The organism is Pseudarthrobacter sp. NPDC092439 (genome assembly GCF_044754945.1).
Classification (GTDB): Bacteria; Actinomycetota; Actinomycetes; order Actinomycetales; family Micrococcaceae; genus Arthrobacter.
Genome location: NZ_JBIVQB010000007.1, coordinates 26,162 through 49,388 on the forward strand (window position 1 = coordinate 26,162; position 23,227 = coordinate 49,388).

Consider the following 23,227-nt stretch of genomic DNA (forward strand, 5'->3'; position numbering starts at 1 on the left):
ATTCAGCCTAGCCAGAGGCAGGGCTCACGGCACAGGGGGAAGCTCCCAGGTTACGCCGGCCGCGCCCTGTTCCTGCAGGAGCCCGTTGACCCTGCTGAACGGCCGCGAGCCGAAGAACCCCCGGGATGCGGACAGCGGGCTGGGGTGGGCGCTGGCCACGGCCGGCACACCGGGCAGGAGTGGCCGGACGGCCTCCGCGTCCTTGCCCCAGAGCACGGCGACCAGGGGCAACCCGGCCCCGTCCGGACCCCGGCGGGCCGCCAGCGCGGCGACTGCCGCCGTCGTGATTTCCTCCCACCCCTTGCCCCGGTGGGAGCCCGCTGCCCCCGCGCGCACGCTCATCACGCGGTTCAGCAGCAGCACCCCCTGCTCCGCCCACGCTGACAGGTCCCCGTGGGTCCGCGGCGGAATTCCGAGGTCAGCTTCCAGTTCGCGGTAGATGTTTGCCAGGCTCCGTGGAATGGGGCGGGTGCGGCCGTCCACGGAGAAGGACAGGCCCACCGCATGCCCGGGCGTGGGATACGGGTCCTGGCCCACCACCAGCACCTTCACGGCAGCAAGCGGCCGGCGGAAGGCCCGGAGCACGCACGACGGCGGCGGCAGGACCGGGTGCCCGGCAGCCACTTCCGTGGCCAGGAAGGAGAGCACGCTCCGCAGCCTGTCCTCGACGCCCGCCAGTGCCTCCGCCCAGTCCGGGGCCACGAGCTCCTCGAGCGGCCTCTGCGCCAAGGCTGCAAAGGTTTCGGTGTCCGCCGGCTCCGCGGCGAGGTCGAACAACGCATCTGAATCCCACACGCTCCCATTCTCGCAGGGCCGCTGCCTGGGGAGGCCGGCCGGGGAACGGGGCGCGTGCCGAATGACAAGGCTGTTATTCCTCCGTAGCATGGGGGCAGGACATTTGCCGCACCGGCAAGCAAAAGCAGCGACCGTAACGATTGAAGGAGCATGCCGTGGCGGAGCCAGCGCGCGAATACCTGCCGGAGCAGGAACCGCGGAAGGCACTCCTGGCGGACTTCACCCTGCGGGATTCGCCCCTGAGTGAGCGCGACCAGCAGATGCTTGCCCTCGAACGCCAATGGTGGAAGTACGCAGGGGCCAAGGAACAGGCGATCCGGGAGCTTTTCGACCTCTCCGCCACGCACTATTACCAGTTGCTGAATGCCCTCATTGATACCGAGGATGCGCTGGCGCACGATCCCATGCTGGTCAAGAGATTGCGTAGACTACGTACGTCACGCCAGCGCGCCCGCACCGCGCGGCGCCTGGGTTCGGACGCGTAATTCGCTCAGGCTGAGCCCGCATCAGCAATCAACAAGGACTGTCTTCCATGCCCAAATATGCCCGCGATGAATTCGACAAGGTCCCGGAGGCCGCTTCGCGGCAAGGCGTCCACCGGGCGGCCACGCCGCCGTCGCGCGTCCGCCTCTGGCCCATTCTCGCGGCAGGCGCCGTGGCGCTGGCCATTGGCGCCGTGGCCTTCCTGATCCTCCCCAAGCTGGGATTCAGCCCGCTGGGGCAGGCCTCTTCCAGCGTGGAGGCGCCCCTGGCGGACACCGGGTCATCGCCCTCAGCTTCGGCGGCACCCTCGGCAACCGCCAGCGAATCCGCCACCCCGTCCGCCACGGCAAAGCCGTCGGCCACCGCCAGCGCCGAGCCGGAACCCACTGAAACGGCTGTGCCCGTGGATAAGACCCAGTCGGTTGCCGTCTACAACGCCGCCGGAACCGCGGGCCTTGCCGGGCGGGTTGGCACCGCTGTGCAGGCAGACGGCTGGCCGCTGGGCGAGGTGGCCAACTGGTCCGGCGCCCCGCAGCAGGCGTCCGTGATCTTCTACGCCGGCGAGGCCCAGCGGGCCAACGCCGAGGCCTTGGCTGCACTGCTCGGCATCCCCACGGTGGTAAGCAGCACCGAATTCCAGGCCCCGCTGGTGGTGGTCCTGGGACCGGGGTATGCCTAAGCCGCGCACCCCGGCCGGCATTGGCTACAGTACATTCCAGGCCCTGGTCCGGGCCGGACGGCACACAACGGCGTGGACTGCCGGATTCAACCGAAAGAATGGTCATCATGGCATTGGGAACCGTCAAATGGTTCAACGCTGAAAAGGGCTACGGCTTCATCACCGTTGACGGCTCGGGCGATGACATCTTTGTCCACTGGTCCGCCATCGAAGGCGAAGGCTACCGGGCCCTGGACGAAGGGCAGCGTGTGGAGCTGGAAGTCGGCGAGGGTGAGAAGGGCCCGCAGGCCGAAAGCGTCCGGCCAGTCGAATGAAGGCCCGGTTCAAGCGGAACGCACTCTTTGCCGCAGTCCTCTGCACTGCCCTGCCCGGGGCGGCCTGTACGGCGGTGCCCGGCAACGCCCGGACCGAGGCCGCGGAGGCATCAGGCGACGGCATCCTGCGCATCGGCCTCCTCCTGGACAACACCGGCGGCAATGCCTTCCTGAACGCACCCCAACTCGCAGCCGCCGAACTGGCCGTGCGGGAGATCAACGCCGGCGGCGGGCACAAGGGCCGGCCCGTGGAACTGCTCCCCGCCACGCCGGGCGGGGACCCCGCGGCCCAGGCCAACACCTTCGTCACGCTCAAGGCGGACGTGGTCATCGGCCCCACGGATTCGAGCAACGCCCCGGCAGTCATCGACGTCCTCTCCCGCGCCCGGACGCCCCTGGTCTCGCCCGCCAACACCGCCGCCGGCCTAAGCAGCGCCAAGAGCGGCGGCTACTACTTCCGCACCGCCCCCGCGGACATCGCGCAGGCTCCGGTCCTCGTGAAACTGGCCAAGGAAGCAGGTGCCAACCGTGTCTCGGTGATGCACCAGGAAGGTTCCTATGGCGGTGACGTGTCCGCCGCCGTCGTCCGCGCCGCCGAGGAGGCAGGACTGGATGTGGGGGCTACCGCATCCTTCAGCCCCGGCGACGCCGGGACTGCGGCTGCCAAGGCAGGCGAGGGCTCCGGTGCGGTTATCCTGATTGCCCGCGACGGGGCGCAGGGTGCCCTGGCGGAGCTGAATAACGCCGGGGTGGACGGCGCCAGGATCATCCTGAGCGACGGCGCTTTCGCCCGGTATGGCGGGGCCCTGGCGGCCAAAGCGTTGGACGGGGCGCGTGCGGTGGTTCCCGGAAAGCTGGCAGCGGCAGGGTTCCAGGGCCGCATCCTCGAGGTGGACAAGGGGCTGCATGACATGTCCTTCGCCGCGGAGACCTATGACGCCGTCACTCTTTCCGCGCTCGCAGCCGCGCATGCGCAGGACGACGCCGGCCGGTCCATCGCCGCGAACCTGATTGCCGTCTCCGGCGGATCCGAGGCGGCGTGCACGGCGTACAAGGAATGCCTAGCCGGCCTGTCCGGCGGCGGGGAGATCAATTACGACGGCGAATCCGGCCCGATTGCCTTCGACGCCAACGGAGACATCACCTCCGCTTCCTTCATGGTCTTCACCTACGGGGCGGACAACAATCCGGCGCCCACCGGAAGCGAGACCGCAGGCAGGGCGGGCGGCTGACCGCGCTCCGCAAAGAACGCTCCACGCGGCCCGCTCCGGGTCCGCTTTCGCTTGCACTCTCACCGGGGGAGTGCTAATTATTGACTTAGCACTCTGACGTACCGACTGCTAAAGCAATGCCGGCCCCCGGCGGCGCAGCACCGGGCGAGGAGCGAGAAACACCTAACTGGAGTGAGGTCCGCCTCCGGAGGCATACAGAGGCCGCCGGTGCGAACCGTCCGTCGCGGGCACTGCAGCGAAGGTTCATTCTTAACGACTGTCCCGAAAGGACTACTGCCGTTATGGCCAAGATCATTGCATTTGATGAAGAGGCACGCCGCGGCCTTGAGCGGGGCCTGAACACCCTCGCCGACGCCGTTAAGGTCACCCTCGGCCCGCGTGGACGCAACGTCGTCCTCGAGAAGAAGTGGGGCGCCCCCACGATCACCAACGATGGTGTTTCCATCGCCAAGGAGATCGAGCTGGACGATCCCTACGAGAAGATCGGCGCCGAGCTGGTCAAGGAAGTTGCCAAGAAGACGGACGACGTCGCCGGTGACGGTACCACCACCGCCACAGTGCTGGCCCAGGCGCTGGTCAAGGAAGGCCTGCGCAACGTTGCCGCCGGAGCCGACCCGCTGTCCCTCAAGCGCGGCATCGAAAAGGCTGTTGAGGCCGTTACCGCCGAGCTGCTGAACTCCGCCAAGGAAATCGAAACCAAGGAAGAAATCGCGGCCACGGCCTCCATCTCTGCCGGTGACGACGAAATCGGCGCCCTGATCGCCGAAGCCCTGGACAAGGTGGGCAAGGAAGGCGTCATCACGGTCGAGGAGTCCAACACCTTCGGCCTGGAGCTCGAGCTCACCGAAGGCATGCGCTTCGACAAGGGCTACATCTCCGCCTACTTCGTCACCGACGCGGAGCGCCAGGAAACGGTCCTTGAGGACCCGTACATCCTGATCGTCAACTCCAAGATCTCCAACGTCAAGGAACTGGTTGCTGTCCTGGAAAAGGTCATGCAGTCCAACAAGCCGCTGCTGATCATCGCCGAGGACATCGAGGGCGAGGCCCTGGCCACGCTGATCGTCAACAAGATCCGCGGCACCTTCAAGTCCGTCGCCGTCAAGGCTCCGGGCTTCGGCGACCGCCGCAAGGCGCAGCTGGCCGACATTGCCGTCCTCACCGGCGGCCAGGTCATCTCCGAAGAGGTTGGCCTCAAGCTGGAGAACGCCGGCCTGGAACTCCTGGGCAAGGCACGCAAGGTTGTTGTCACCAAGGACGAGACCACCATCGTTGAAGGTGCCGGCGACGCCGACCAGATCGCCGGCCGCGTGTCCCAGATCCGCGCCGAGATCGAGAACTCCGACTCCGACTACGACCGCGAGAAGCTGCAGGAGCGCCTGGCCAAGCTGGCCGGCGGCGTTGCAGTCATCAAGGCCGGCGCAGCCACCGAGGTTGAGCTGAAGGAGCGCAAGCACCGCATCGAAGACGCAGTGCGCAACGCCAAGGCTGCCGTTGAAGAAGGCATCGTCGCCGGTGGCGGCGTGGCCCTCATCCAGGCCGGCGCCAAGGCCTTCGCAAACCTGCAGCTCTCCGGCGATGAAGCAACGGGCGCCAACATCGTCCGCGTTGCCATCGACGCTCCGCTGAAGCAGATCGCCTTCAACGCCGGCATGGAACCGGGCGTTGTGGTGGACAAGGTCCGCGGCCTGCCCGCAGGCCACGGCCTGAACGCAGCAACCGGCGAATACGTCGACCTGCTGGCTGCCGGCGTGAACGACCCCGTCAAGGTGACCCGCTCTGCCCTGCAGAACGCAGCCTCCATTGCCGGCCTCTTCCTCACCACCGAGGCAGTTGTGGCCGACAAGCCCGAGAAGAACGCTGCCCCCGTCGGCGGCGGCGACGAGATGGGCGGCATGGGCGGCTTCTAGCCTTCCCTGCTTTCCCGTCCGGGTCTTCTCCCGGATGCACCACGAAATGCGGTTCCCTCTCCGGAGGGGGCCGCATTTCGCGTTTCGCCAAAACTCAAGGGGGAGGGCGGGGCGTCTGGCAGGATAGAGCAGTGACGATTACTGCAGCGGCTGACGGTTCGGCCTTGGGAAACCCCGGCCCGGCCGGATGGGCCTGGTATGTGAATGACGACTGCTGGCGGGCCGGCGGGTGGCCGCATGGAACGAACAACCAGGGCGAGCTGATGGCCGTCCTGGACCTGCTCCGGGCCACGGCGCATGTTCCCGAGGAGGACCTGCGGATTCTCTGTGACAGCCAGTACGTCATCAATTCGATCACCAAGTGGATGCCGGGCTGGAAGCGCAAGGGCTGGCGGAAGGCGGACGGCAAGCCCGTCCTCAACGTCGAGCTGCTCAAGGAGCTGGACCGGGAGCTGGCAGGCAGGAAATACACGTTCGAATGGGTCAAGGGCCACGCCGGGCATGATCTCAACGAAGCTGCCGACGAGCGGGCCCGGGCGGCCGCCACCGCGTACCAGCAGGGCGTGGCCGCCCGTTCGGGCCCGGGCTTCCCGGCCTCCCACGCGCATGCCGCCAAGGCGCCGGCGATGGTACGGGCTCAGCAGGCGGAGCCGGAGCCGGCACGGCCGGCGTCCGCCCCAGCCGCGCCGGCGGCCCGGGGTGTTGCGGACTACGGCGTCCCCGATCTCTTCAGCCAGCTCGCGGATGACGAACTGGGAGCCGACGCCGCCCGGCCTGCCCACGCGGCCCCCGAGGCCCTGGTGGAGGAACTGGAACGTGAACTCCTCGGCCCGCTGGTGCGGGGCGACATGGGCCGCACGGCGGTACTGCTGCACCCGGACTTCATGGAAATCGGCAGTTCGGGCCGGGTATGGACCCGCGATGCCATGATGATGGCACTGGAGGACGATCCGGGGGAGCGGACGGAGATCGAAGTGCTCGCGGCGGACCGCATCGGCACCGGCGCCGTCCTGCTGACCTACCGAAGCTTTGCCCGGTCAGGCACAACCCTGCGAAGCTCCCTCTGGGTGCTGGACGGCGACCGCTGGCGGCTGCGCTTCCACCAGGGGACGCCGGAGGCATAGCTGGAGCGGCGGCTCAGCTGAAGCGCTGAGTGTTGCCCTGCTCGGCCTGCGCGTAGGTGCTGGCTGCGGATACCAGCGCGGCGTTGATCGATGCCAGGGACGCCTCGACGCGGCCCTGGGTGATGGTCCACTCCGTGACGAGGGCCTGGAAGTTGGTGGCCGCTGACCCGCGCCACGAGCCCTGGAGCTCATCCAGGCCGTACTTCATGGCCTGGACATCGGCGCTGATCCTGTCCACCGTGGCCTGCACGTTGGCGGATTTCAGCTGGAGAAGTTCGGTGTCCACCGAAATGATGCTCATGGCTCGTTTCCCTTTCGCTGTACGGTGCAGCCTGCGCTGCAGGGCACGGAGTGGTTCCGGGCCGCTGCAACGAGCCTAGGAAGCCGGCGCAGCGGCACACCAGGGCGAAAACCTATATGTGGACAACCTCGGCCTCGCTGTACGGCAGGCTGACCACCAGGGTGGCGCCCCCGCCCGGCGTCTCCTCCACGCGCACCGTGCCGGCGTGGGACCCCACGATTGCGGCTACGATGGCCAGGCCCAGTCCGCTGCCGCCCGTCTCCCGGGTGCGGGAGGTGTCCGCCCGGTAAAACCGTTCAAAGACGCGTGCTGCGTCCTCTCCGGAGATGCCCGGTCCGTGATCGCGCACCTCGATGACGGAGCGCTTCCCGCCGTCCGGTTCTTCGCGCACCCCGACCGCCAGCTCCACCGGGCTGCCCTCGGGCGTGTAGCGCAGTGCGTTGCCTATCAGGTTGCCCACTACCTGACGGAGTTTGGCCTCGTCGCCCAGCACAGGCGCGGGAGCCGCAGGGCCGCCGTCGAGCCCGGCCAGGGAGATGCTGCGCGTCCGGTCGCTGGCCTGGGTGTCCACCACGGCGTCGTGGGCCAGGAGCTGCAGGTCGACAGGTTTCTCCTGCAGCGGACGCTGCTCGTCCAGGCGGGCCAGCAGGAGGAGGTCCTCCACCATGGACCCCATGCGCTTGGCCTCGCTCTCGATCCGGCCCATGGCGGTGGCAACGTCCTCTTCGGTGGCCAGCGCCCCGTGCCTGTACAGCTCGGAGAAGCCGCGTATGGTCACCAGCGGAGTGCGCAGTTCGTGGGAGGCGTCCGCGGCAAAACGGCGCATCCTTGCCTCTGAAGCGGTCCGGGCGGCGAAGGCGGTTTCGATGTGCGCCAGCATCGCATTCAGGGAACTGCTCAACCGCCCCAGCTCGGTCCCGGGGTTTTCCACGTCCACGCGCCGGGAGAGATCGCCGGCGGCAATGGCGGCGGCCGTCTTTTCCACCCTGGCCAGCGGCCGGAACGCGCGGGTCACGGTCCAGCTGGCAATCAGGGATGCCAGCAGCAGCGTCACCAGCCCGACGCCCATGACCACCAGGGTGGCGTGTTTCAGGACGTCGTCGACGCTCCGCAGCGGCAGGCCGATGGCCACCACGGCCGTGGTCTGCCCGTTCTGCACCGGGACGGCGACAACGCGCCAGTTCTGGCCGTCAGTGCCGCGGACCTGGTAGGGGACGGCCCCCCGGTCCTGCGCCTGTGCCACCGTGATGGAGTCGATATCCGGGCGGCTGTCCTCGTCGCCGCCGAACGGGTACGGTTCCTCGCCGGGTGCGAAAAGGATGAGGGAGTAATCCGTGGGCACCATCGGGTTGGGCGTCTGCAGCGGCGTAAAGGAGCGCTGCTTCCGGGCCAGGTCCACGGCTGCGTACAGCTTTTCATCCACCTGCGCCTGGAGGTAGCTGTGCAGCAGGGCAAGTGTGCCCGCCCCGGTTCCGGTCAGGGCGACAATGAGCAGGGCCATGGTCATGGCCACCAGCTGCGTCCGCAGCGAGGCGGACTTCCAGCGTTCCAGCAACGTCAGCGCTTCTCTGCCGTCCGCAGGACGTAGCCCACGCCGCGCTTGGTCTGGATCAGGGCGGGAGCGGCGGGGTCGATGTCCACCTTCCGCCGCAGGTAGGAGATGTAGGACTCCACAATGGAGGCGTCCCCGTTGAAGTTGTACTCCCAGACGTGGTCCAGGATCTGGGACTTGGAGAGCACCCGGTTGGGGTTCAGCATCAGGTAGCGCAGGAGCTTGAACTCGGTGGGGGACAGCTCGATCACGGTGCCGCCGCGGCGCACCTCGTGGGCGTCGTCGTCGAGTTCCAGGTCGTCCACCCGGATGACGGCGTCGTCCTCGAGCCGGGGCTGGGTGCGGCGGAGTACTGCCCGGATCCGGGCGACTACCTCGTCCAGGCTGAAGGGTTTGGTGACGTAGTCGTCTCCACCCACAGTGAGGCCGGTAACCTTGTCCTCGGTATCGTCCTTGGCCGTCAGGAACAGGACCGGGAAGTGCTTCCCGGCCGCACGGAGCCGGCGGGTGACCGTGAACCCGTCCATGTCCGGCAGCATCACGTCCAGCACGGCCAGGTCAGGGGTGTGCGTTTCGGCGGCGGTCAGGGCGTCCCGGCCGTTTGCAGCGGAGACCACCTCGAAACCCGCGAAGCGCAGGGACGTGGACAGCAGCTCACGGATGTTGGGTTCGTCATCAACAACGAGGAGCTTCGCCTCGGGCCCGTTCTTGTTCATGTTCCCATCATGCGCCCAGACTCTGGGAGTTTTCTGGATGCTTCATGGGAGAACTATCCAGGCAGCTCCACGTCCTTTGCGTCCAGGATCCGGTACGCGTAGCCCTGCTCAGCCAGGAACCGCTGGCGCTTGGCCGCGAACTCCTGGTCCAGCGTGTCCCGGGCCACCAGCGAGTAGAAGCGGGCGGCGCGGCCGTCCTTCTTGGGCCGCAGCAGCCGTCCCAGCCGCTGGGCCTCCTCCTGGCGGGATCCGAAGGAACCGGAAACCTGGATGGCCACGGAAGCCTCCGGCAGGTCGATCGAGAAGTTGGCCACCTTGGACACCACCAGGGTCTGCACTTCCCCGGCGCGGAAGGCATCGAAGAGCTTCTGCCGTACCTTGACCGGAGTGTCGCCCTTGATCACGGGTGCGCCCAGGCGCTCGCCGAGCTCGTCCAGCTGGTCGATGTACTGCCCGATGACCAGCAGCTGTTCGCCTGCGTGCCGGGCAACCAGCTGCTCCACCACGGTGGTCTTGGATTCGGAGGTAGAGCACAGCCGGTACTTGTCGGCGTCGTCCGCCATGGCGTAGGCAACCCGTTCGTCCCGCGGCAGGTCCACCCGGACCTCGACGCAGTCCGCCGGCGCGATGTAGCCCTGGGACTCGATGTCCTTCCACGGCGCGTCGTAGCGCTTGGGCCCGATCAGGCTGAAGACCTCACCCTCCCGTCCGTCTTCCCGGACCAGGGTGGCGGTCAGGCCCAGCCGGCGCCGCGCCTGCAGGTCCGCCGTCATCCGGAAAATCGGGGCGGGCAGGAGGTGCACCTCGTCGTAGATGATCAGGCCCCAGTCATGCCCGTCCACCAGTTCCAGGTGCGGGTACACGCCGCCGCGCCGGGTGGTGAGCACCTGGTAGGTGGCGATGGTGACCGGCCGGACTTCCTTCACGGCGCCGGAATACTCGCCGATCTCGTCTTCGGTGAGGGTTGTGCGCTTGAGCAGTTCGTCCTTCCACTGCCGTGCAGCTACGGTGTTGGTGACCAGGATCAGCGTGGTGGTGCATCCGGTGGCCATGGCTGCCGCGCCCACCAGGGTCTTTCCGGCACCGCACGGCAGAACCACAACGCCGCTGCCACCCGACCAGAAGTTTTCGCTGGCCAGCCGTTGGTACGGGCGCAGGGTCCAGCCCTCTTCGGTCAGGGAGATCAGATGCGGAGTGCCGTCCACATATCCCGCCAGGTCCTCAGCCGGCCAGCCGATCTTGAGCAGGAGCTGCTTGAGTTGGCCGCGCTGTGATGCGTGCACCACCACGGTCTCGCCGTCGATCCGGGGCCCCAGCAGCGGCTGGATCTTCTTGGCCCGGACCACTTCCTCCAGCACCGGATAATCATCGGTGCGCATCACCAGGCCGTGCTGTGGATCCTTTTCCAGCCGCAGCCGCCCGTAGCGGGACATCGTTTCGGCGACGTCCACCAGCAGCGAATGCGGCACCGGGAATCGGGAATACTTCAGCAGGGTGTCCAGCACTTTTTCGGCGTCCAGTCCGGCCGCCCGGGCGTTCCACAGGCCCAAGGGCGTGAGCCGGTAGCTGTGCATGTGTTCGGGGGCGCGCTCCAGTTCAGCGAAGGGCGCGATGGCGTGCCGGGCTTCGGTGGCCAGTTCGTGGTCCACTTCCAGCAGAATGGTTTTGTCGCTCTGGACGATCAGGGGTCCGTCGTTCACGCGGGCAGGTCCTTCACTGCCGCAGTTCCCCTGCGGCTTCAACATCGATGATCCGGTGGATGGACAGCACGCGTTCGGTCTCCTTGGCAGGATCGAACACCCGGACACGCCCGCCGCTCAGTGATAGCGGAACAACAATTTCAAGGCTGGCATTCCCCAGGCTGTCCACCACGTTCATGCTGATCCGCTGCTTCAGCCGGATGGCGCGGTGCAGCGTCTCCAGCCCCAGTTGGGTGGCGGCTTCACCACCGGCCGGCGTCCCGCCGTTTGCGGAAGGGCCCACGACGGCGGCATGGGCCTGGCGCAGCACGGCAAGCTGGGCGTCCACCTCCTCAGCCGGGGGCGCCAGTCCGGGGGCTGTATAGACCGGGCGGCCGCTGCGGGGCTGAGCGGTTGCCCGGCGCAACCGCAGTGTTGGATCAGCCAGGCCGTCCACCGTGGGGGAGAGCCCGAGGCTCCGCAGTTCGTGGGCAGTATCGCGGGGTGAGGCCGAGGACAGCAGGACGGTGGGCGCGAGCCGGACCAGGCCGAGCGCGGCCGCCTTGGGCCCGGCCAGCAGCTCCAGGAGCGCGGCCTCGTCCTCGCTTTGGATGAAGCTGGCGGCCTGTCCCACGCGTATCCGGCCATGGCGTGCGGCAGTGTCTTCCACCAGGTACTGCAGCGGCTGCGGGACGGCCGTGGCGGAGTGCTCGCGCAGGAAGTCCAGCAGCCCGGCCGCGTCGTAGCCGGAATCCAGCGCCCGCCGGATGGAATCCGCTGAGAACCGGTAGATGGTGGCGGGGCCCTGCCCCTCGGCGTCGGCCATGGCCTGGAGCTTGCCGGCCAGCGCGGGGGAGAGGTAGCCCGGTGCCACCGCGGTGAGGTCCGCCTGCAGGAGCACGTGGTTGAGTTCCGCCGGGAGGTGCTCGCCCAGGATGGCCAGGGCTGCGTCCGGATCGTCCTGCGCCAGCGCGCTGCCCAGCTGGCTCAGGGCACCTGAGCCCACCAGTCCCAGCAGCTCGGCCTCCGCCAGGACACCGCGGATCAGCGAACTGAACCGGCGCGCCATCCGGGGCTGGGACCACTCTGCCCGCTGCAGCACGGCCGCGGCGTCCAGTACCGGCGCGGGTCCGTCGTCCGCGCCCGGCTCAGACCCTGCGGCCTCGGCGGTGAGCTCGTGGAGGATCTCCAGGATGCGCTTGCGGACCAGGGGGGCGTCCGGCCGTTGCGCCTCGGCGGACAGGGGCACGATGCTGCTGCCGGACGCGGTCCGCTGGGCGGCGCCCGGTCCGCTGATGGGCTGGCCCACCAGCGACGGGACACGCTCGCTGGCCAGCCACGCATTGACCAGCCACAGCCATTGTTCCTGCCGCGGGAGGGCCAGCCATTCCAGCTCCGGAGGCTGGACCCAGGTCGAGGAGTCCACGTCCAGCCGGATCAGCCCGGCCAGCCCGCAGAGCTCCAGCAGCACGCCCGCGCGCGGCTGGTCCACCCGGAGCTGCTCGGCCAGGCGCCGCAGTTCGCGGACCCCCACCCCGCCGCTGCGCAGCGTGGCCAGGGGCTGGTCCCGCACTGTCTGGAGGAGTTCTGCCGCCAGCCGCAGGGTCTCCGCTATGGCGCCCAGGGCGGCATTGCGGCGCAGTGCCGGGGTGGTGGAACCGAGCTCCGGGACCGGGGGCGAGAGGGTGAAGTCGTCGATGATGGCCCCGCCGCGCAGCGACACCCCGACGCTGTGCGGCAACTCCACGTGCGCGGCGTCCAGCGGCACCAGCAGCCCCCGCGCCAGCAGCCAATCAATGGGCCCGACGTCGGGCGCTTCGGCCAGTACGGACGCTTTCCGCTGCGCCTGGGGGACGGCACCCATGGCCCAGTTGCGGAACCTGGCAAGCAACGCCGTCGTGCGTTCCGGCGCGGCGGCGAGGATGTCCTGGAGGGCCGCCGGCGAGGACGTCCAGTGCTGCAGCGCGAGCGCTGCGTCCATGGGCGTGGTGGCTTCCTGGATGGCCACGCCGCTGCGGTGAAGCTCCGAGACCAGCTGTACGGCGCGCTGCGCGAAGGCGGGCTGAAGCCGGACCAGCTCCGTGTAGCTGCGTCCCAGACCGGCCGGGTAGATGCCCACCACGTCCTTGAGGCTGCCCACCGGAAGATAGAACCGCTGCCGCGCCGCGGAGGCCGGGGCGCCGTGCGGCGGTTCTGCCCGGTGCACCAGCGCCAGGTCCTGCAGCGAGGCCAGGATCTGCTCCACCACTGCCACCGTGGACCCGGCGATCAGTTTCCGCAGTCCCGCGGCGGACGCGCTGTGACCGGTATCGGTGTTGGTGCACAGGTGCAGCGTTTCCAGCACCTGCATCTGCGGCCGGGTGAGCCGCTCCAGGGCGCGCTGCACGCTCACACGCGCGCTTGCCCGGGCCGCGAGGGCGGCGAAGTCCGGAACGGGAGGGGAAATAAGGTCCGGCCGCGCGGTGAACAGGGCCCGCAGCGCATCGTCGCTGCGGCCCGCCAGTTCCTTGCTGAGCGCGCGAATGAGGGACATCAGTCCAACGTTACCGCTGCCCGGACTTTCCCGCCCGGCGGCGGCCGGCCACACTGTCCAGAACCAGGAACAGCATCACCAGGAACGCGGCCGGCAATCCGTACAGGGCCGTGTAGGTGATCCAGGCGGGCGAGGCGGAGCCGGCGAAGGCGAAGGCCATGACGGCGGCCACGGCAGCAAGGGACAGCACGGCAATAACGCCGGCAAGGATCATCAACGGACGCCGGTAGCGCGAGGGTGTCATGCAGGTAACGCTACAGCGGAGGGAGCGGCGGCGGTGAATGCCCTCCGCGCCGCCGGGGAAAGCGGAAATAGGGCACCGGGCAGGATAACCTTGGAGGATACAGACCAACACGGTCCGCAGCTGCCATACCTTAAACCCGCACAACACTGCGGATGCGGTGACGGCCGGCCGTGTCCCAAGAACGTCAGAACGAAGAAGGTTGATTACGTGCCTACCGGCAAGGTCAAGTGGTATGACAAGGAAAAGGGCTTCGGCTTCCTCGCCGGCGAAGACGGCCAGGAAGTCTTCCTGCCCAAATCGTCGCTCCCCGAGGGTGTCACCGAGCTGAAGGCCGGCACCCGGGTGGAGTTCGGCGTGGCGGACGGCCGCAAGGGCGCCCAGGCGCTGGGCCTGCGCGTGCTGGACAAGACGCCGTCCATCGCCAAGGCCAAGCGGCCCAGCGCACGGGACCTCGCACCCCTGGTCCAGGACCTGGTGTCCGTGCTGGACAACCTTTCCGGCACCCTCTCCAAGGGCAAGTACCCGGAAGGCAACAAGGGCAAGGCCATCGCTGCCGCCCTGCGTAAGGTTGCCGACGAGCTGGACGTCTAGGCGCAGATGAACCCGGAAGCTGATCAGCCCCAGGCGGCGCCGGCCAAGGCAGCTGCCAAGCGCCGCGCCGGTGTTCCCGTGTGGCGTACCGGGAGGCCGGACGCCTTCCTGGCCGCTGCCGTGGACACCGCCCGGAGCGCCATCGAAGGCATCACGGACGCCAGGACCATCGGCGCGCACCTGGCCGCCAAGAGCGAGGGCGACCGGCTGGTGACCCACCTGTTCGAGTCGAAGCTCGCCGGTTACGCCGGCTGGCAGTGGTACGCCGTGCTCACCCGCAATTCGCGCTCAAAGGCCGTCACCGTGAACGAGCTTGGCCTGCTGCCGTCCGAGGACTCCATCCTCGCCCCGGAGTGGGTGCCGTGGGCCGAGCGCGTGCGTCCTGAGGACGCGCAGGAAGCGCAGCAAGCGGACGCGCGGGAACCTGTGGCGGAGGCGGCGGAGGCACCTGCCGCCCCGGTCACCGATGAGGCGGCGGACGACGACGGCGGGGACACGGCGGACGACGACGGCACGGACGGCGGGGACGCCGCGCCTTAGCGGGCGCACCCCCAGTGCCCGAAGGACAGGGCGAAAGCTCCACGGGGAGAAAGGCGGCGCCAGGGATAAACCCGGGCGCCGCCGTCGTACTTAATCCGGACCGAACCCCGGCTGCTACTTGCGGAGGCGTTCCACGACGTAATCGATGCTGGCCAGCAGTGCGGTCACGTCCGCCGGTTCGATGGCCACGAACGTGGCGATCCGCAGCTGGTTGCGGCCCAGCTTGCGGTACGGCTCGGTGTCCACCACGCCGTTGGCGCGCAGGACCTTCGCCACCTGGGCGGCGTCCACGGAGTCGTCGAAGTCGATCGTCGCGATGACATTGGAACGCTCGTCCGGGTTGGTGACGAACGGCGTGGCGAAGTCCGAGGCCTCGGCCCAGGTGTAGATCCGGCCCGCGGAATCAGCGGTGCGCGAGGCGGCGAAGTCCAGGCCGCCGTTCCCGTTGAGCCACTGCACCTGCGCGTCCAGCGTCACCAGGGTGGACAGCGACGGGGTGTTGTACGTCTGGTTCAGGCGCGAGTTGTCGATGGCGGTCTGGAGGTCCAGGAAGTCAGGAATCCAGCGGCCGCTTGCCTTCACGCGGGCGGCGCGTTCCAGGGCGGCGGGGGAGAAGAGGCCCAGCCAGAGGCCGCCGTCGGAGGCGAAGTTCTTTTGGGGCGCGAAGTAGTAGACATCGCTTTCGGCCACGTCCACGTCCAGGCCGCCTGCGGCTGACGTGGCGTCCACCAGCACCAGGGCGCCCTCGTCAGCACCGGCAACACGCTTGACCGGAGCGTAGACACCGGTGGAGGTCTCGTTCTGCGGCCAGGCGTACGCATCCACGCCCGCTTCCGCCTGCGGAGAGGGGCGGGTGCCGGGTTCGGACTTGATGATGGAGGACGCATCGAGGAACGGCGCCTTGTTGGTGGCGGCGGCAAACTTGGAGCCGAACTCGCCGAAGGACAGGTGCTGGGCCTTCTTCTCCACCAGGCCGAACGCGGCAACATCCCAGAAAGCCGTGGAACCGCCGACGCCGAGGACCACTTCGTACCCTTCCGGGGCGCGGAAGAATGTGCTCAGGCCTTCGCGGACGGAACCCACCAGGTTTTTGACGGGGGCCTGGCGGTGCGACGTGCCCAGGATGGACTTCGAGGCCGCGGACAATGCATCGATCTGTTCCTGGCGGACCTTCGAGGGGCCGGCGCCGAACCGTCCGTCCGCGGGCAGGAGGTCGGCGGGAATAGTGATGCTGTTGTCGCTCACAGGTGCTCCAGTTTCGGCATGGACGCGCATGGTCCGGGCGGATGGTTGGCCTGCGGCCGGCTGCGGTGGCTCAGGCCCTCCTTATTCTGCCTGAACGGGTGTTCCCGCAGGAACCGGATGCGTCATAGTCCAGCAATTGAGACAAGGCGCGATGCTGCCTTCGGCGACTATTCGGACAAATTCAAAACAGGCTAAGCTTTTCACCGGACTACGCCCGGCCGAAGGCGTTACGGTGGGACAACGCAAGGTACTGCGCTCGAGGAGCTGAGCTGGATGACGGATCTGATCGACACTACGGAGATGTACCTTCGCACGATTCTGGAGCTTGAGGAGGAGAACATCGTTGCCCTGCGCGCCCGGATTGCGGAGCGGCTGCGCCACTCGGGCCCCACGGTGTCCCAGACCATCGGCCGGATGGAACGCGATGGCCTGGTGGTGGTCTCCGGAGACAGGCACCTTGAACTCACCGAGACCGGGCGCAAACGGGCCACCGAAGTCATGCGCAAGCATCGGCTGGCCGAACGGCTCCTCGCGGACGTCATCGGCCTGGACTGGGCATACGTACACGATGAAGCCTGCCGTTGGGAACATGTCATGAGCGAGCGGGTGGAGCGGCGCATCTACGAGCTCCTCGACCATCCCACGGAGTCCCCTTACGGCAACCCCATTCCCGGGCTCGACGCCCTGGGCGGCCAGCCGGTGCAGGCCGGCGGTGGCGCTGCGCCGGCTGCCGATAGTGCTGTGAGCCTGCTCGAAGCGATGAAGGCCTACCAGCCTGCTTCCGCGGTGGTGGTCAGTCGGCTGGCCGAGCCCATTCAGGTGGAGCCGGAACTTCTCCTGCAGCTCGACGAGGGTGGAATCCGCCCCGGCGCCAAGGTGTCGCTTGAGCGGGTGGGGGACTACATTTCGGTGCGGGTGCCGGGGATCGAAGGCGCACTCGAGCTGCCGCCGGAAGTGGCCGCGCACGTCTTCGTTACCGTCGTTTAGGGCGCTCAGGGCCTTCGCCCCTTACCCCGGTGTGCCCGTTCCCACACGGTTATAACGGAATTGTTACTGCCGGGCTTAAGCCCGTATAGTTAAACCCAAGCGTTGATACACAAGCGTTACCTGATCCGGAGCCGAGCTCTGCCAGCGGATCAGGTGCACGAGTCATTTACTGGCAGAGGCGGGGGAACCACAACCGGCAGCGGGGGCTGCCTTGGGGTGAAGTCCGTCAGCAGCAAGCCTCTCCAGCAAATTCCTCCCGGGATAGCTCTGTGCAGAAGTTTGCTTACGGCGGACCGGGTCTTTGAACTCTCTGACCCGAATCCGACAGCTAACTTCGCAGGCTTTCCAGAGAGGAAACCTTCTTTTGAGCATGCAGACCTCCAGGGGCCGGCGCCGCGCTGCGGGCCCCTCACCGACCCCCCGGGTTGTGGAAGTCATCGCCGCGGAGCGCCCCCGCGATTTCCACCGGGAAGCCCGCCGCCGGCGCGGCCCCTTCCGGCAGATGACGGAGTTCGCCTCAGCGAGCGGTATCGGCCAGAAGGCCGGAATTGCCCTGGCAGCCACCGGGCTCGTCCTCACCGTGACGGTCCCCTCCACCAGCCCGGTAATGGCCACTGAGGCCTCGGACGTTGTTCCCGCGGTTGCCGTGCAGCCCGCACAGCAGCCTGAAATCTCCGCTGAGGCCGGGGCCCGTATTGATTTCAGCCGCTCCGCAGTGGTCACCAAGGCGGACCCGGACGGCAAGCTGAAGCAGCTCCTGAGTGCCCAGTCCGCCAGCGCAATCTCGCGCGCCGCTTCGGTGGGCAGCCTTGGTGCGCCCCTGGCCAACCTGACTATGGTGTCCCCGTTCGGCTACCGGGTGAGTCCCATCACGGGCGGCTACGGCGACTTCCACCGTGGCGAGGACTTCGCGGCCCAGTGCGGCACCTCCGTGCTCGCGGCGGCCACCGGCACCGTGACCTTCGTGGGCTGGCATGATTTCGGCGGCGGCAACCGGGTGGTCATCGACCACGGAAATGGCCTGGAGACAACGTACAACCACCTCTCCGGCTTCAACGTCCGGGAGGGCGAGACTGTGGGCCGCGGCGACGTAGTGGCATATAGCGGAACCACAGGGGCGTCCACGGGCTGCCACCTCCACTTCGAGGTCCAGGTCAACGGCGAGGTCGTCGACCCCACCGGCTGGCTCTAGTCAAAACTGAGGGTTTGCTCTCGCAACACTTTTAGGCCCCGTGACCTTAATGTGACATTGGTTATTAATTCCTGTAACGTCGTACACGCGTCAACTTTTCCGAAGTTGACGCTCTTGAGTGGATTGCCTAACTCTGCCACCGCTCAAGGTCCGTTCGCATTTCATCGTCTGGCAGGGGCGGGGGAACCAATTTCGGCCTTCTGTTTGTGGGAAGGCCTTGGGGTTAAGCCGTAAAAGCTTCCTTGGAAGCGCGCGGCCGGGTGACTCCCATCCGAATCCGACAGCTCACCTCGCAGGCATTGGGAGAGGCTACCTTTCGTGTCTTCACGTCGTAATTCTGCGCGCCACCGTGCACAAACGGTGCGCACCAACCCTTTGGGCTCCGTATCCAAGGCCGTCAGCGCCAATGCGGGGACCATGGGTCGCCAGGCCGCAGTCGCAGCAGCAGCTTCGGGCCTCATTCTGACCATGGGCCTGCCGGCCACCGCAGCGGACACCACCGCGGGCATTTCGGCCTCCACCGAGTCTGGAGCCCCGAATGCCGCCGTAATGGCAGCCCCCACCGCCACGGTTTCCTTCGAGCGCCCGGTGGTTAAGACCACCGCAGCTCCGGAGATCGAGCCGGTCGAGGTACAGTCCACCTCCGAGGAAGAAGAGTCCACCACGGACTCCGCCGCCGACACTGCACTGTCTGCAGTTGCCGGCGCTTCCACCTCCGGCATTGCCGGTATTGCCTACACAGGCATTGGCCGCCCGTACGTCTGGGGCGGCACCTCTCCCAACGGCTGGGACTGCTCCGGCTTCACGCAGTGGGTCTATGCGCAGGCCGGCATCAGCATTCCCCGCGTCAACGCATGGTCCATCATGACCGCCACCGCTGCCCCCAAGCCGGGCGACCTGGTGGTCCAGAACGGCGGTGCCCACGTGGGCATCTATGTCGGCAACGGCATGATGGTCAGCGCGCTGAACCCCAGCCAGGGCACCCTGCTGCATGCCGTGGCCGCCACCGGTTCCTCGGTGTATTACACGCTCAACCCGTAGTTCAAGACGGCCCGCCCGCGGGCCCGGTTCAAACGCGTATTTCGCCAATCACCACATCCCCGTTTGGGACGTGCCGGGGTACCCCCAAGATCCCGGCACGTCAATAGCCCTGGGCTGTTCACAGCGGTCTTGAGGAAATCGAAAGAGAGAACATGACTACTCGTGCTATCGCACGGCACCGCGCCGAGGTCACCAAGACCAACTCGCTTGCTGTCATTGCCAAGGCCGTGGGCGACAACGCCGGCGGCATGGGCCGCCAGGCCGCAGTCATCGCTGCCGCTTCCGGCCTTGTCCTGACCAGCGGTGTTGCCGCCAACGCTGCAGACTCCAACGTCCAGCGCGATTCAGCCCCGGCTTCTGCCCTGTCGGTCGAGTCCGCCGTGGATGCGCCCATCTCGGCTGCCTCCACCATCTCCATCAGCTTCGAGAAGCCGGCCGTCTCCACCGAGGCCGCTCCCGTTGTCGAGGAAGAGCCCGTTGTTGAGGTGAAGGAGGCCGAGCCGGCTCCGGAACCCGAAACGGCAGCACCGGCCACCGCGGCCACGGTGACGGCATCCGCACCGACGGCCACCAAGGCTTCCGCCAGCGGTAAGGGTGCAGCCATCCTGTCGGCCGCCTACGCCCAGCTGGGTGTGTCCCAGGACTGCACCATGCTGGTGACCAACTCCTTGGCCGCCGTTGGCATCAACTTCCATGACTGGCCCGCCGGCTACCTCTCCCTTGGCCGCACGGTCAGCGCAGCTGAAGCCCAGCCCGGCGACCTCATCTACTACGCGGACGGCGGCGCGGGCGTAGCGCACATCGCTGTCTACGCCGGCAACGGCCAGGCCGTGCACGGTGGCTATAACGGCAACCAGACGGTGGTCTTCAGCGCGAACGTGGGCTCCGGCCCGGTCTTCATCCGCGTCGACTGACACGCCTTCGCAAGCCCTCCCCACTCCGGGAGCTTTGTCCTCTTAGAGCGCTTATAACCCCCCCTTTGGGGTGGCTAAGCGGACAAAGACTCCGGCGGGGAGGGCTTTTGCGTGCCCGCATTCCCGCGCCGGATTAGCTGATGGCGCAATTCTTTGTTTACTCTGGTGGTGTCGATCCATAGCCCGGACATGCCGAGGGCAGCCGGCCCTCGTGCCCCTGACGGGTGCGGCCGTGAAGAGGTACGTGCATGCGCACTCTCGTTCTGAATGCTGGATATGAACCGCTGGCGGTAATAACTTTCCGCCGGGCGCTGGTGCTTGTGCTCACGGGCAAGGCAAGCGTGGTGGCCGAAGGGGACGACCCCGTTGTGGGGCCGCAGGAGATCCTGGGCCGCCCGTCCGTGATCCTCCTCAACCGTTACATCCGCCCCCGGTATAACCAGTCCACCGCTGTCAGCCGGCGCGGAGTGCTCCGCCGGGACGGGCACCGCTGCGCGTACTGCGGCAAGGCTGCACACACCATTGACCACGTCCACCCGAAGTCACGCGGCGGCGCCGACTCCTGGGAAAACCTGGTGGCCGCGTGCCTGCGCTGCAACAATGCCAAGGGGGACCACACCCCTGGGGAGATGGGCTGGAAACTTCGGTTCGTGCCCGGGCCGCCGCACGGCACCATCTGGCAAATCAAGGAACTCGAAAAGCCTGCGCCCGACTGGGACCCCTTCCTCCTTCCGGAACGCGCGGCCTGAGACCGTTCTGCGCCGTTCCGCGGCCGTTGGCTAGGCTGGTGGCGTGGACAACCAGTACGCCTTCGATGCCCTGATTCTGGCCGGGGGCCGCTCCTCGCGGTTGGGGGGAACACCCAAGCAAGCGTTGGTTTACGACGGCGGCACCCTGCTTGAGCGAGCGCTGCAGGCGGCGACGGGCGCATCCCGCAGGGCAGTGGTTGGCCCGGACCCGGGAACTCTGCCGCCCGGAGTCGTGTCGTGCCGCGAAGATCCGCCCTTTGCCGGGCCTGCCGCTGCCATCGCTGCCGGACTGGCGGCCCTGGCCGGCCGCCCCGCCGGCTTTACCCTGGTCCTGGCCTGCGACATGCCGCGGGCGGAAGCCGCCGTGGTACGCCTCCTTGCGGAGTTGCGCGCTGCCGGTCCGGTCCCCGATGGCGTGGTTGCGTGCAGTGCTGAGGGCAGGATGCAGTCCTTGGCGGGTTTTTACCGCACAGCTGCGCTACAAAAAGCGGTGGACGAACTGGCGGGCAGGGGCACATTGATCAACGCCTCGGTTCGTTCCCTCCTTGCTAGTCTGGACCTGCAGCTTGTCACCGTCCCCGCCGGGTCCACTGCTGACGTGGATACCTGGGATGATGCCGCCGCACTAGGAATTGCCGCCGGACCCGGGCTACAGACCGGGACCGGCGCGGCAGCAGAGAACTTGGGAGGCAGTCCGTGAAAAGCCAGGAAGAAACCCTCGAGGAATGGTGCAGGTCCCTGCTCCAGGCCTACGGGCTGGAGGATGTCCAGGTGGACATCAACGCCATCCTGGGCCTTGCCGGAGTTGCCGCCCACTCGGTGGTGCGGCCGGCAGCTCCCCTCACGACGTTCATCGCCGGGCTGGCCGCCGGTCTGGCCACAGGCGGGGCCCGCGCGGTGGATGCCGCTGCGATGGAGTCTGCCCTCTCCGTAGCCAAGTCACTGGCAGCCGCCTACGATGCTGAAGCGCCGGAGGCTCCCGGAGAATGACCGGGGAAACCCAGGGGGAACCGGCGGACCACGGACACCACCACGCGGCGCACACATGGGCTGAAGCGCGGCAGGCCGCATTCGACGCGGCCGGGCCGATTCCCGCAGGACCCGTCGCGCTCGAACTGGCGCTGGGCCGGCGGCTCGACCAGGACATCGTGGCGCTGCAGGACATGCCGCACTATGCGTCCTCCGCCATGGACGGGTGGGCTGTCAACGGCACCGGACCGTGGATCACCACGGAGCCGGGAACGCGGCTGGCTCCGCACCAGGCCAGTCCCATAGCCACGGGCGGGCTCATCCCGCCCGGGGCCAAGGCGGTGCTCCGCACTGAAAGCGCCGTCCTTGCCAAGGACGAGGACGGCCTGCCCATCCTCACCACCGGCGGCACCGCCCGGCCGGGGGAGCCGCGGACCGGACAGCACGTCCGCAAGGCGGGAGAAGAAGCCCAGGAAGGGGACGTCCTGGTAAAAGCCGGCGTGATCCTGAACCCGGCCCACCTGGCCTTGGCCGCACTGGCCGGCTATGACGAACTGCAGGTCCAGGGCAAGCCCGTGGTCCGGCTCATCCTCACCGGTTCAGAGGTTGTGGAACGCGGCGTGCCGGAACCGGGGAAGGTCCGGGATACCTTCGGTCCCCAGCTGCCTGCTGTCGTGGAGATGCTCGGCGGCATCCCGGGCGGCCAGCAGCGGATCGGCGACTCCTACGGGGAATGGCTGGCCGCCCTGGAGGACGTGGTCCCCGAGGCGCCTGGCGCGCCCGGACTGCCGGCCGACGTCGTCATCACCACCGGCGGCACGGGACGCTCCGGAACCGACCACCTGCGCCGGGCCGTCGCCGAGTTGGGCGGACGCCTTGTGATCGACGGCGTGGCCATGCGGCCGGGACACCCGGCGGTCCTGGCGGAACTGCAGGATGGCCGGTTCGTTCTGGGCCTGCCCGGCAACCCCCTGGCAGCCATGATGGCGCTGTCCACCGTGGGTGCGCCGCTGCTGGCCGCCCTGGGCCACGGCACGCTGCCGGAGGTGCAGGAAGTTCCGTGCGGCACCCTGCTCGAGCCTGAACCGGGCCGGACCCGGCTGATGCCGTTCCGCCTGCTCTACGGCATGGCGTCCCCGGCCCAGCACACCGGGCCGGGGATGATGCGCGGCCTGGCCGCGGCGGACGGCGTAATGGTGGTGCCCCCGCACGGGGTGCAGCTGGGCGAGATGGTGCCGGCTTTCGCGCTGCCCTGGGGCCCACCCATCCCGGCCGCCCCGGACCCGGCCGCCAAACCGAAAACCAGGACTGCCAGGCCGGCAAAGACCGGCACCGCCAAGGCCGCGGAACCCGCCGGCCCCGTTGACTGGAGCGCCCTCCTTGGCTGACCCGCGCTTGGACCACGGGCCCTCCCGTTGCCATGATGGAGGCATGAAC

General features: G+C 68.0%; 24 protein-coding genes and 2 riboswitches. Of the genes, 16 read left to right on the forward strand and 8 right to left on the reverse strand.

All coding sequences use genetic code 11. The features are described from left to right. Positions 1-24 precede the first annotated feature (24 nt). Complete coding sequence (locus tag ACIQCM_RS13840) at positions 25-795, reverse strand: uracil-DNA glycosylase (protein ID WP_400608226.1); 771 nt, start codon at positions 793-795, stop codon at positions 25-27. A gap of 155 nt (positions 796-950) precedes the next feature. Between ACIQCM_RS13840 and ACIQCM_RS13845 the strand changes: the two genes are divergently transcribed. From ACIQCM_RS13845 to ACIQCM_RS13870, 6 genes are all read left to right on the forward strand, one after another. Then, positions 951-1,280, forward strand: a complete 330-nt coding sequence (locus ACIQCM_RS13845) for a DUF3263 domain-containing protein (protein ID WP_400608224.1) — start codon at positions 951-953, stop codon at positions 1,278-1,280. A 47-nt stretch (positions 1,281-1,327) separates the two neighbouring features. After that, positions 1,328-1,957 (forward strand): LytR C-terminal domain-containing protein, encoded by a 630-nt coding sequence (locus tag ACIQCM_RS13850; protein ID WP_400608222.1) that lies wholly within the window; start codon positions 1,328-1,330, stop codon positions 1,955-1,957. A 98-nt stretch (positions 1,958-2,055) separates the two neighbouring features. Then, positions 2,056-2,271 (forward strand): cold-shock protein, encoded by a 216-nt coding sequence (locus ACIQCM_RS13855; protein ID WP_400608220.1) that lies wholly within the window; start codon positions 2,056-2,058, stop codon positions 2,269-2,271. After that, positions 2,268-3,503 carry an ABC transporter substrate-binding protein gene (locus ACIQCM_RS13860; protein WP_400608218.1) on the forward strand — a complete coding sequence of 412 codons (1,236 nt, stop codon included), beginning with the start codon at positions 2,268-2,270 and terminating at the stop codon, positions 3,501-3,503. The genes ACIQCM_RS13855 and ACIQCM_RS13860 overlap by 4 nt, the downstream gene beginning before the upstream one ends. 281 nt (positions 3,504-3,784) lie before the next feature. Beyond that, entirely contained in the window at positions 3,785-5,413 is a 1,629-nt protein-coding gene (gene groL / locus ACIQCM_RS13865) for a chaperonin GroEL (RefSeq protein WP_400608216.1), read from the forward strand. 131 nt (positions 5,414-5,544) lie between these two features. After that, positions 5,545-6,537, forward strand: coding sequence for an RNase H family protein (locus ACIQCM_RS13870; RefSeq protein WP_400608214.1), 993 nt, complete (start codon positions 5,545-5,547; stop codon positions 6,535-6,537). 13 nt (positions 6,538-6,550) lie between these two features. Here ACIQCM_RS13870 and ACIQCM_RS13875 read toward each other — a convergent pair whose 3' ends face one another. The 6 genes from ACIQCM_RS13875 to ACIQCM_RS13900 form a co-directional block, all read right to left on the reverse strand. Continuing rightward, positions 6,551-6,838: a WXG100 family type VII secretion target gene (locus tag ACIQCM_RS13875; RefSeq protein ID WP_400608212.1), complete on the reverse strand. Its 288-nt coding sequence runs from the start codon at positions 6,836-6,838 to the stop codon at positions 6,551-6,553. A 112-nt stretch (positions 6,839-6,950) separates the two neighbouring features. Beyond that, on the reverse strand, positions 6,951-8,393 hold the full coding sequence (locus tag ACIQCM_RS13880; protein WP_400608210.1) for a sensor histidine kinase: 1,443 nt from the start codon (positions 8,391-8,393) through the stop codon (positions 6,951-6,953). A 2-nt stretch (positions 8,394-8,395) separates the two neighbouring features. Then, positions 8,396-9,106, reverse strand: a complete 711-nt coding sequence (locus ACIQCM_RS13885; RefSeq protein ID WP_400608208.1) for a response regulator transcription factor — start codon at positions 9,104-9,106, stop codon at positions 8,396-8,398. 53 nt (positions 9,107-9,159) lie between these two features. Next, positions 9,160-10,806, reverse strand: a complete 1,647-nt coding sequence (locus tag ACIQCM_RS13890; RefSeq protein WP_400608206.1) for a DNA repair helicase XPB — start codon at positions 10,804-10,806, stop codon at positions 9,160-9,162. Positions 10,807-10,819: 13 nt separating this feature from the next. Further along, positions 10,820-13,318, reverse strand: a complete 2,499-nt coding sequence (locus ACIQCM_RS13895) for a helicase-associated domain-containing protein (RefSeq protein WP_400608204.1) — start codon at positions 13,316-13,318, stop codon at positions 10,820-10,822. Between the two features lie 10 nt (positions 13,319-13,328). After that, positions 13,329-13,562, reverse strand: a complete 234-nt coding sequence (locus tag ACIQCM_RS13900; RefSeq protein WP_400608202.1) for a hypothetical protein — start codon at positions 13,560-13,562, stop codon at positions 13,329-13,331. A 207-nt stretch (positions 13,563-13,769) separates the two neighbouring features. Here ACIQCM_RS13900 and ACIQCM_RS13905 point away from each other — a divergent pair, with 207 nt between their 5' ends. Further along, positions 13,770-14,153: a cold-shock protein gene (locus ACIQCM_RS13905; RefSeq protein WP_377214973.1), complete on the forward strand. Its 384-nt coding sequence runs from the start codon at positions 13,770-13,772 to the stop codon at positions 14,151-14,153. Between the two features lie 6 nt (positions 14,154-14,159). After that, positions 14,160-14,693 carry a DUF3027 domain-containing protein gene (locus ACIQCM_RS13910; RefSeq protein WP_400608200.1) on the forward strand — a complete coding sequence of 178 codons (534 nt, stop codon included), beginning with the start codon at positions 14,160-14,162 and terminating at the stop codon, positions 14,691-14,693. Positions 14,694-14,807: 114 nt separating this feature from the next. Here the strand turns inward: ACIQCM_RS13910 and serC are convergent, their stop codons facing one another. Next, positions 14,808-15,938: a phosphoserine transaminase gene (gene serC, locus ACIQCM_RS13915; protein WP_400608198.1), complete on the reverse strand. Its 1,131-nt coding sequence runs from the start codon at positions 15,936-15,938 to the stop codon at positions 14,808-14,810. Between the two features lie 273 nt (positions 15,939-16,211). Between serC and ACIQCM_RS13920 the strand changes: the two genes are divergently transcribed. The 8 genes from ACIQCM_RS13920 (at position 16,212) to ACIQCM_RS13955 (ending at position 23,178) form a co-directional block, all read left to right on the forward strand. Then, positions 16,212-16,925, forward strand: a complete 714-nt coding sequence (locus ACIQCM_RS13920) for a metal-dependent transcriptional regulator (RefSeq protein ID WP_400608196.1) — start codon at positions 16,212-16,214, stop codon at positions 16,923-16,925. A gap of 119 nt (positions 16,926-17,044) precedes the next feature. Beyond that, positions 17,045-17,283: riboswitch (cyclic di-AMP (ydaO/yuaA leader) on the forward strand. A 12-nt stretch (positions 17,284-17,295) separates the two neighbouring features. Further along, positions 17,296-18,117, forward strand: coding sequence for a M23 family metallopeptidase (locus ACIQCM_RS13925; RefSeq protein WP_400608291.1), 822 nt, complete (start codon positions 17,296-17,298; stop codon positions 18,115-18,117). A gap of 114 nt (positions 18,118-18,231) precedes the next feature. Then, positions 18,232-18,430, forward strand: a riboswitch (cyclic di-AMP (ydaO/yuaA leader). 104 nt (positions 18,431-18,534) lie between these two features. Further along, positions 18,535-19,158: a C40 family peptidase gene (locus tag ACIQCM_RS13930; RefSeq protein ID WP_400608289.1), complete on the forward strand. Its 624-nt coding sequence runs from the start codon at positions 18,535-18,537 to the stop codon at positions 19,156-19,158. A gap of 152 nt (positions 19,159-19,310) precedes the next feature. Further along, positions 19,311-20,072 carry an NlpC/P60 family protein gene (locus ACIQCM_RS13935; RefSeq protein WP_400608194.1) on the forward strand — a complete coding sequence of 254 codons (762 nt, stop codon included), beginning with the start codon at positions 19,311-19,313 and terminating at the stop codon, positions 20,070-20,072. 248 nt (positions 20,073-20,320) lie between these two features. Further along, positions 20,321-20,821 carry an HNH endonuclease gene (locus ACIQCM_RS13940; RefSeq protein ID WP_400608192.1) on the forward strand — a complete coding sequence of 167 codons (501 nt, stop codon included), beginning with the start codon at positions 20,321-20,323 and terminating at the stop codon, positions 20,819-20,821. A gap of 43 nt (positions 20,822-20,864) precedes the next feature. Continuing rightward, on the forward strand, positions 20,865-21,521 hold the full coding sequence (locus ACIQCM_RS13945; RefSeq protein ID WP_400608190.1) for a molybdenum cofactor guanylyltransferase: 657 nt from the start codon (positions 20,865-20,867) through the stop codon (positions 21,519-21,521). Beyond that, on the forward strand, positions 21,518-21,811 hold the full coding sequence (locus ACIQCM_RS13950) for a DUF6457 domain-containing protein (protein WP_400608188.1): 294 nt from the start codon (positions 21,518-21,520) through the stop codon (positions 21,809-21,811). Before ACIQCM_RS13945 ends, ACIQCM_RS13950 begins: the two co-directional genes overlap by 4 nt. Continuing rightward, the gene (locus tag ACIQCM_RS13955; protein WP_400608186.1) at positions 21,808-23,178 is read left to right on the forward strand and encodes a molybdopterin molybdotransferase MoeA; all 1,371 of its coding nucleotides are present in this window, start codon (positions 21,808-21,810) and stop codon (positions 23,176-23,178) included. The genes ACIQCM_RS13950 and ACIQCM_RS13955 overlap by 4 nt, the downstream gene beginning before the upstream one ends. Positions 23,179-23,227 lie beyond the last annotated feature (49 nt).

Excerpts from the sequence above, each read along its gene's own strand:
- ACIQCM_RS13850 (WP_400608222.1), top strand. The coding sequence starts at position 1,328 with ATGCCCAAATATGCCCGCGATGAATTCGACAAGGTCCCGGAGGCCGCT.
- ACIQCM_RS13855 (WP_400608220.1), top strand. The coding sequence starts at position 2,056 with ATGGTCATCATGGCATTGGGAACCGTCAAATGGTTCAACGCTGAAAAG.
- ACIQCM_RS13860 (WP_400608218.1), top strand. The coding sequence starts at position 2,268 with ATGAAGGCCCGGTTCAAGCGGAACGCACTCTTTGCCGCAGTCCTCTGC.
- groL (WP_400608216.1), top strand. The coding sequence starts at position 3,785 with ATGGCCAAGATCATTGCATTTGATGAAGAGGCACGCCGCGGCCTTGAG.
- ACIQCM_RS13875 (WP_400608212.1), bottom strand. The coding sequence starts at position 6,838 with ATGAGCATCATTTCGGTGGACACCGAACTTCTCCAGCTGAAATCCGCC.
- ACIQCM_RS13885 (WP_400608208.1), bottom strand. The coding sequence starts at position 9,106 with ATGAACAAGAACGGGCCCGAGGCGAAGCTCCTCGTTGTTGATGACGAA.
- ACIQCM_RS13895 (WP_400608204.1), bottom strand. The coding sequence starts at position 13,318 with ATGTCCCTCATTCGCGCGCTCAGCAAGGAACTGGCGGGCCGCAGCGAC.
- ACIQCM_RS13900 (WP_400608202.1), bottom strand. The coding sequence starts at position 13,562 with ATGACACCCTCGCGCTACCGGCGTCCGTTGATGATCCTTGCCGGCGTT.
- ACIQCM_RS13910 (WP_400608200.1), top strand. The coding sequence starts at position 14,160 with ATGAACCCGGAAGCTGATCAGCCCCAGGCGGCGCCGGCCAAGGCAGCT.
- ACIQCM_RS13920 (WP_400608196.1), top strand. The coding sequence starts at position 16,212 with ATGACGGATCTGATCGACACTACGGAGATGTACCTTCGCACGATTCTG.
- ACIQCM_RS13925 (WP_400608291.1), top strand. The coding sequence starts at position 17,296 with ATGCAGACCTCCAGGGGCCGGCGCCGCGCTGCGGGCCCCTCACCGACC.
- ACIQCM_RS13930 (WP_400608289.1), top strand. The coding sequence starts at position 18,535 with ATGGGTCGCCAGGCCGCAGTCGCAGCAGCAGCTTCGGGCCTCATTCTG.
- ACIQCM_RS13935 (WP_400608194.1), top strand. The coding sequence starts at position 19,311 with ATGACTACTCGTGCTATCGCACGGCACCGCGCCGAGGTCACCAAGACC.
- ACIQCM_RS13940 (WP_400608192.1), top strand. The coding sequence starts at position 20,321 with ATGCGCACTCTCGTTCTGAATGCTGGATATGAACCGCTGGCGGTAATA.
- ACIQCM_RS13955 (WP_400608186.1), top strand. The coding sequence starts at position 21,808 with ATGACCGGGGAAACCCAGGGGGAACCGGCGGACCACGGACACCACCAC.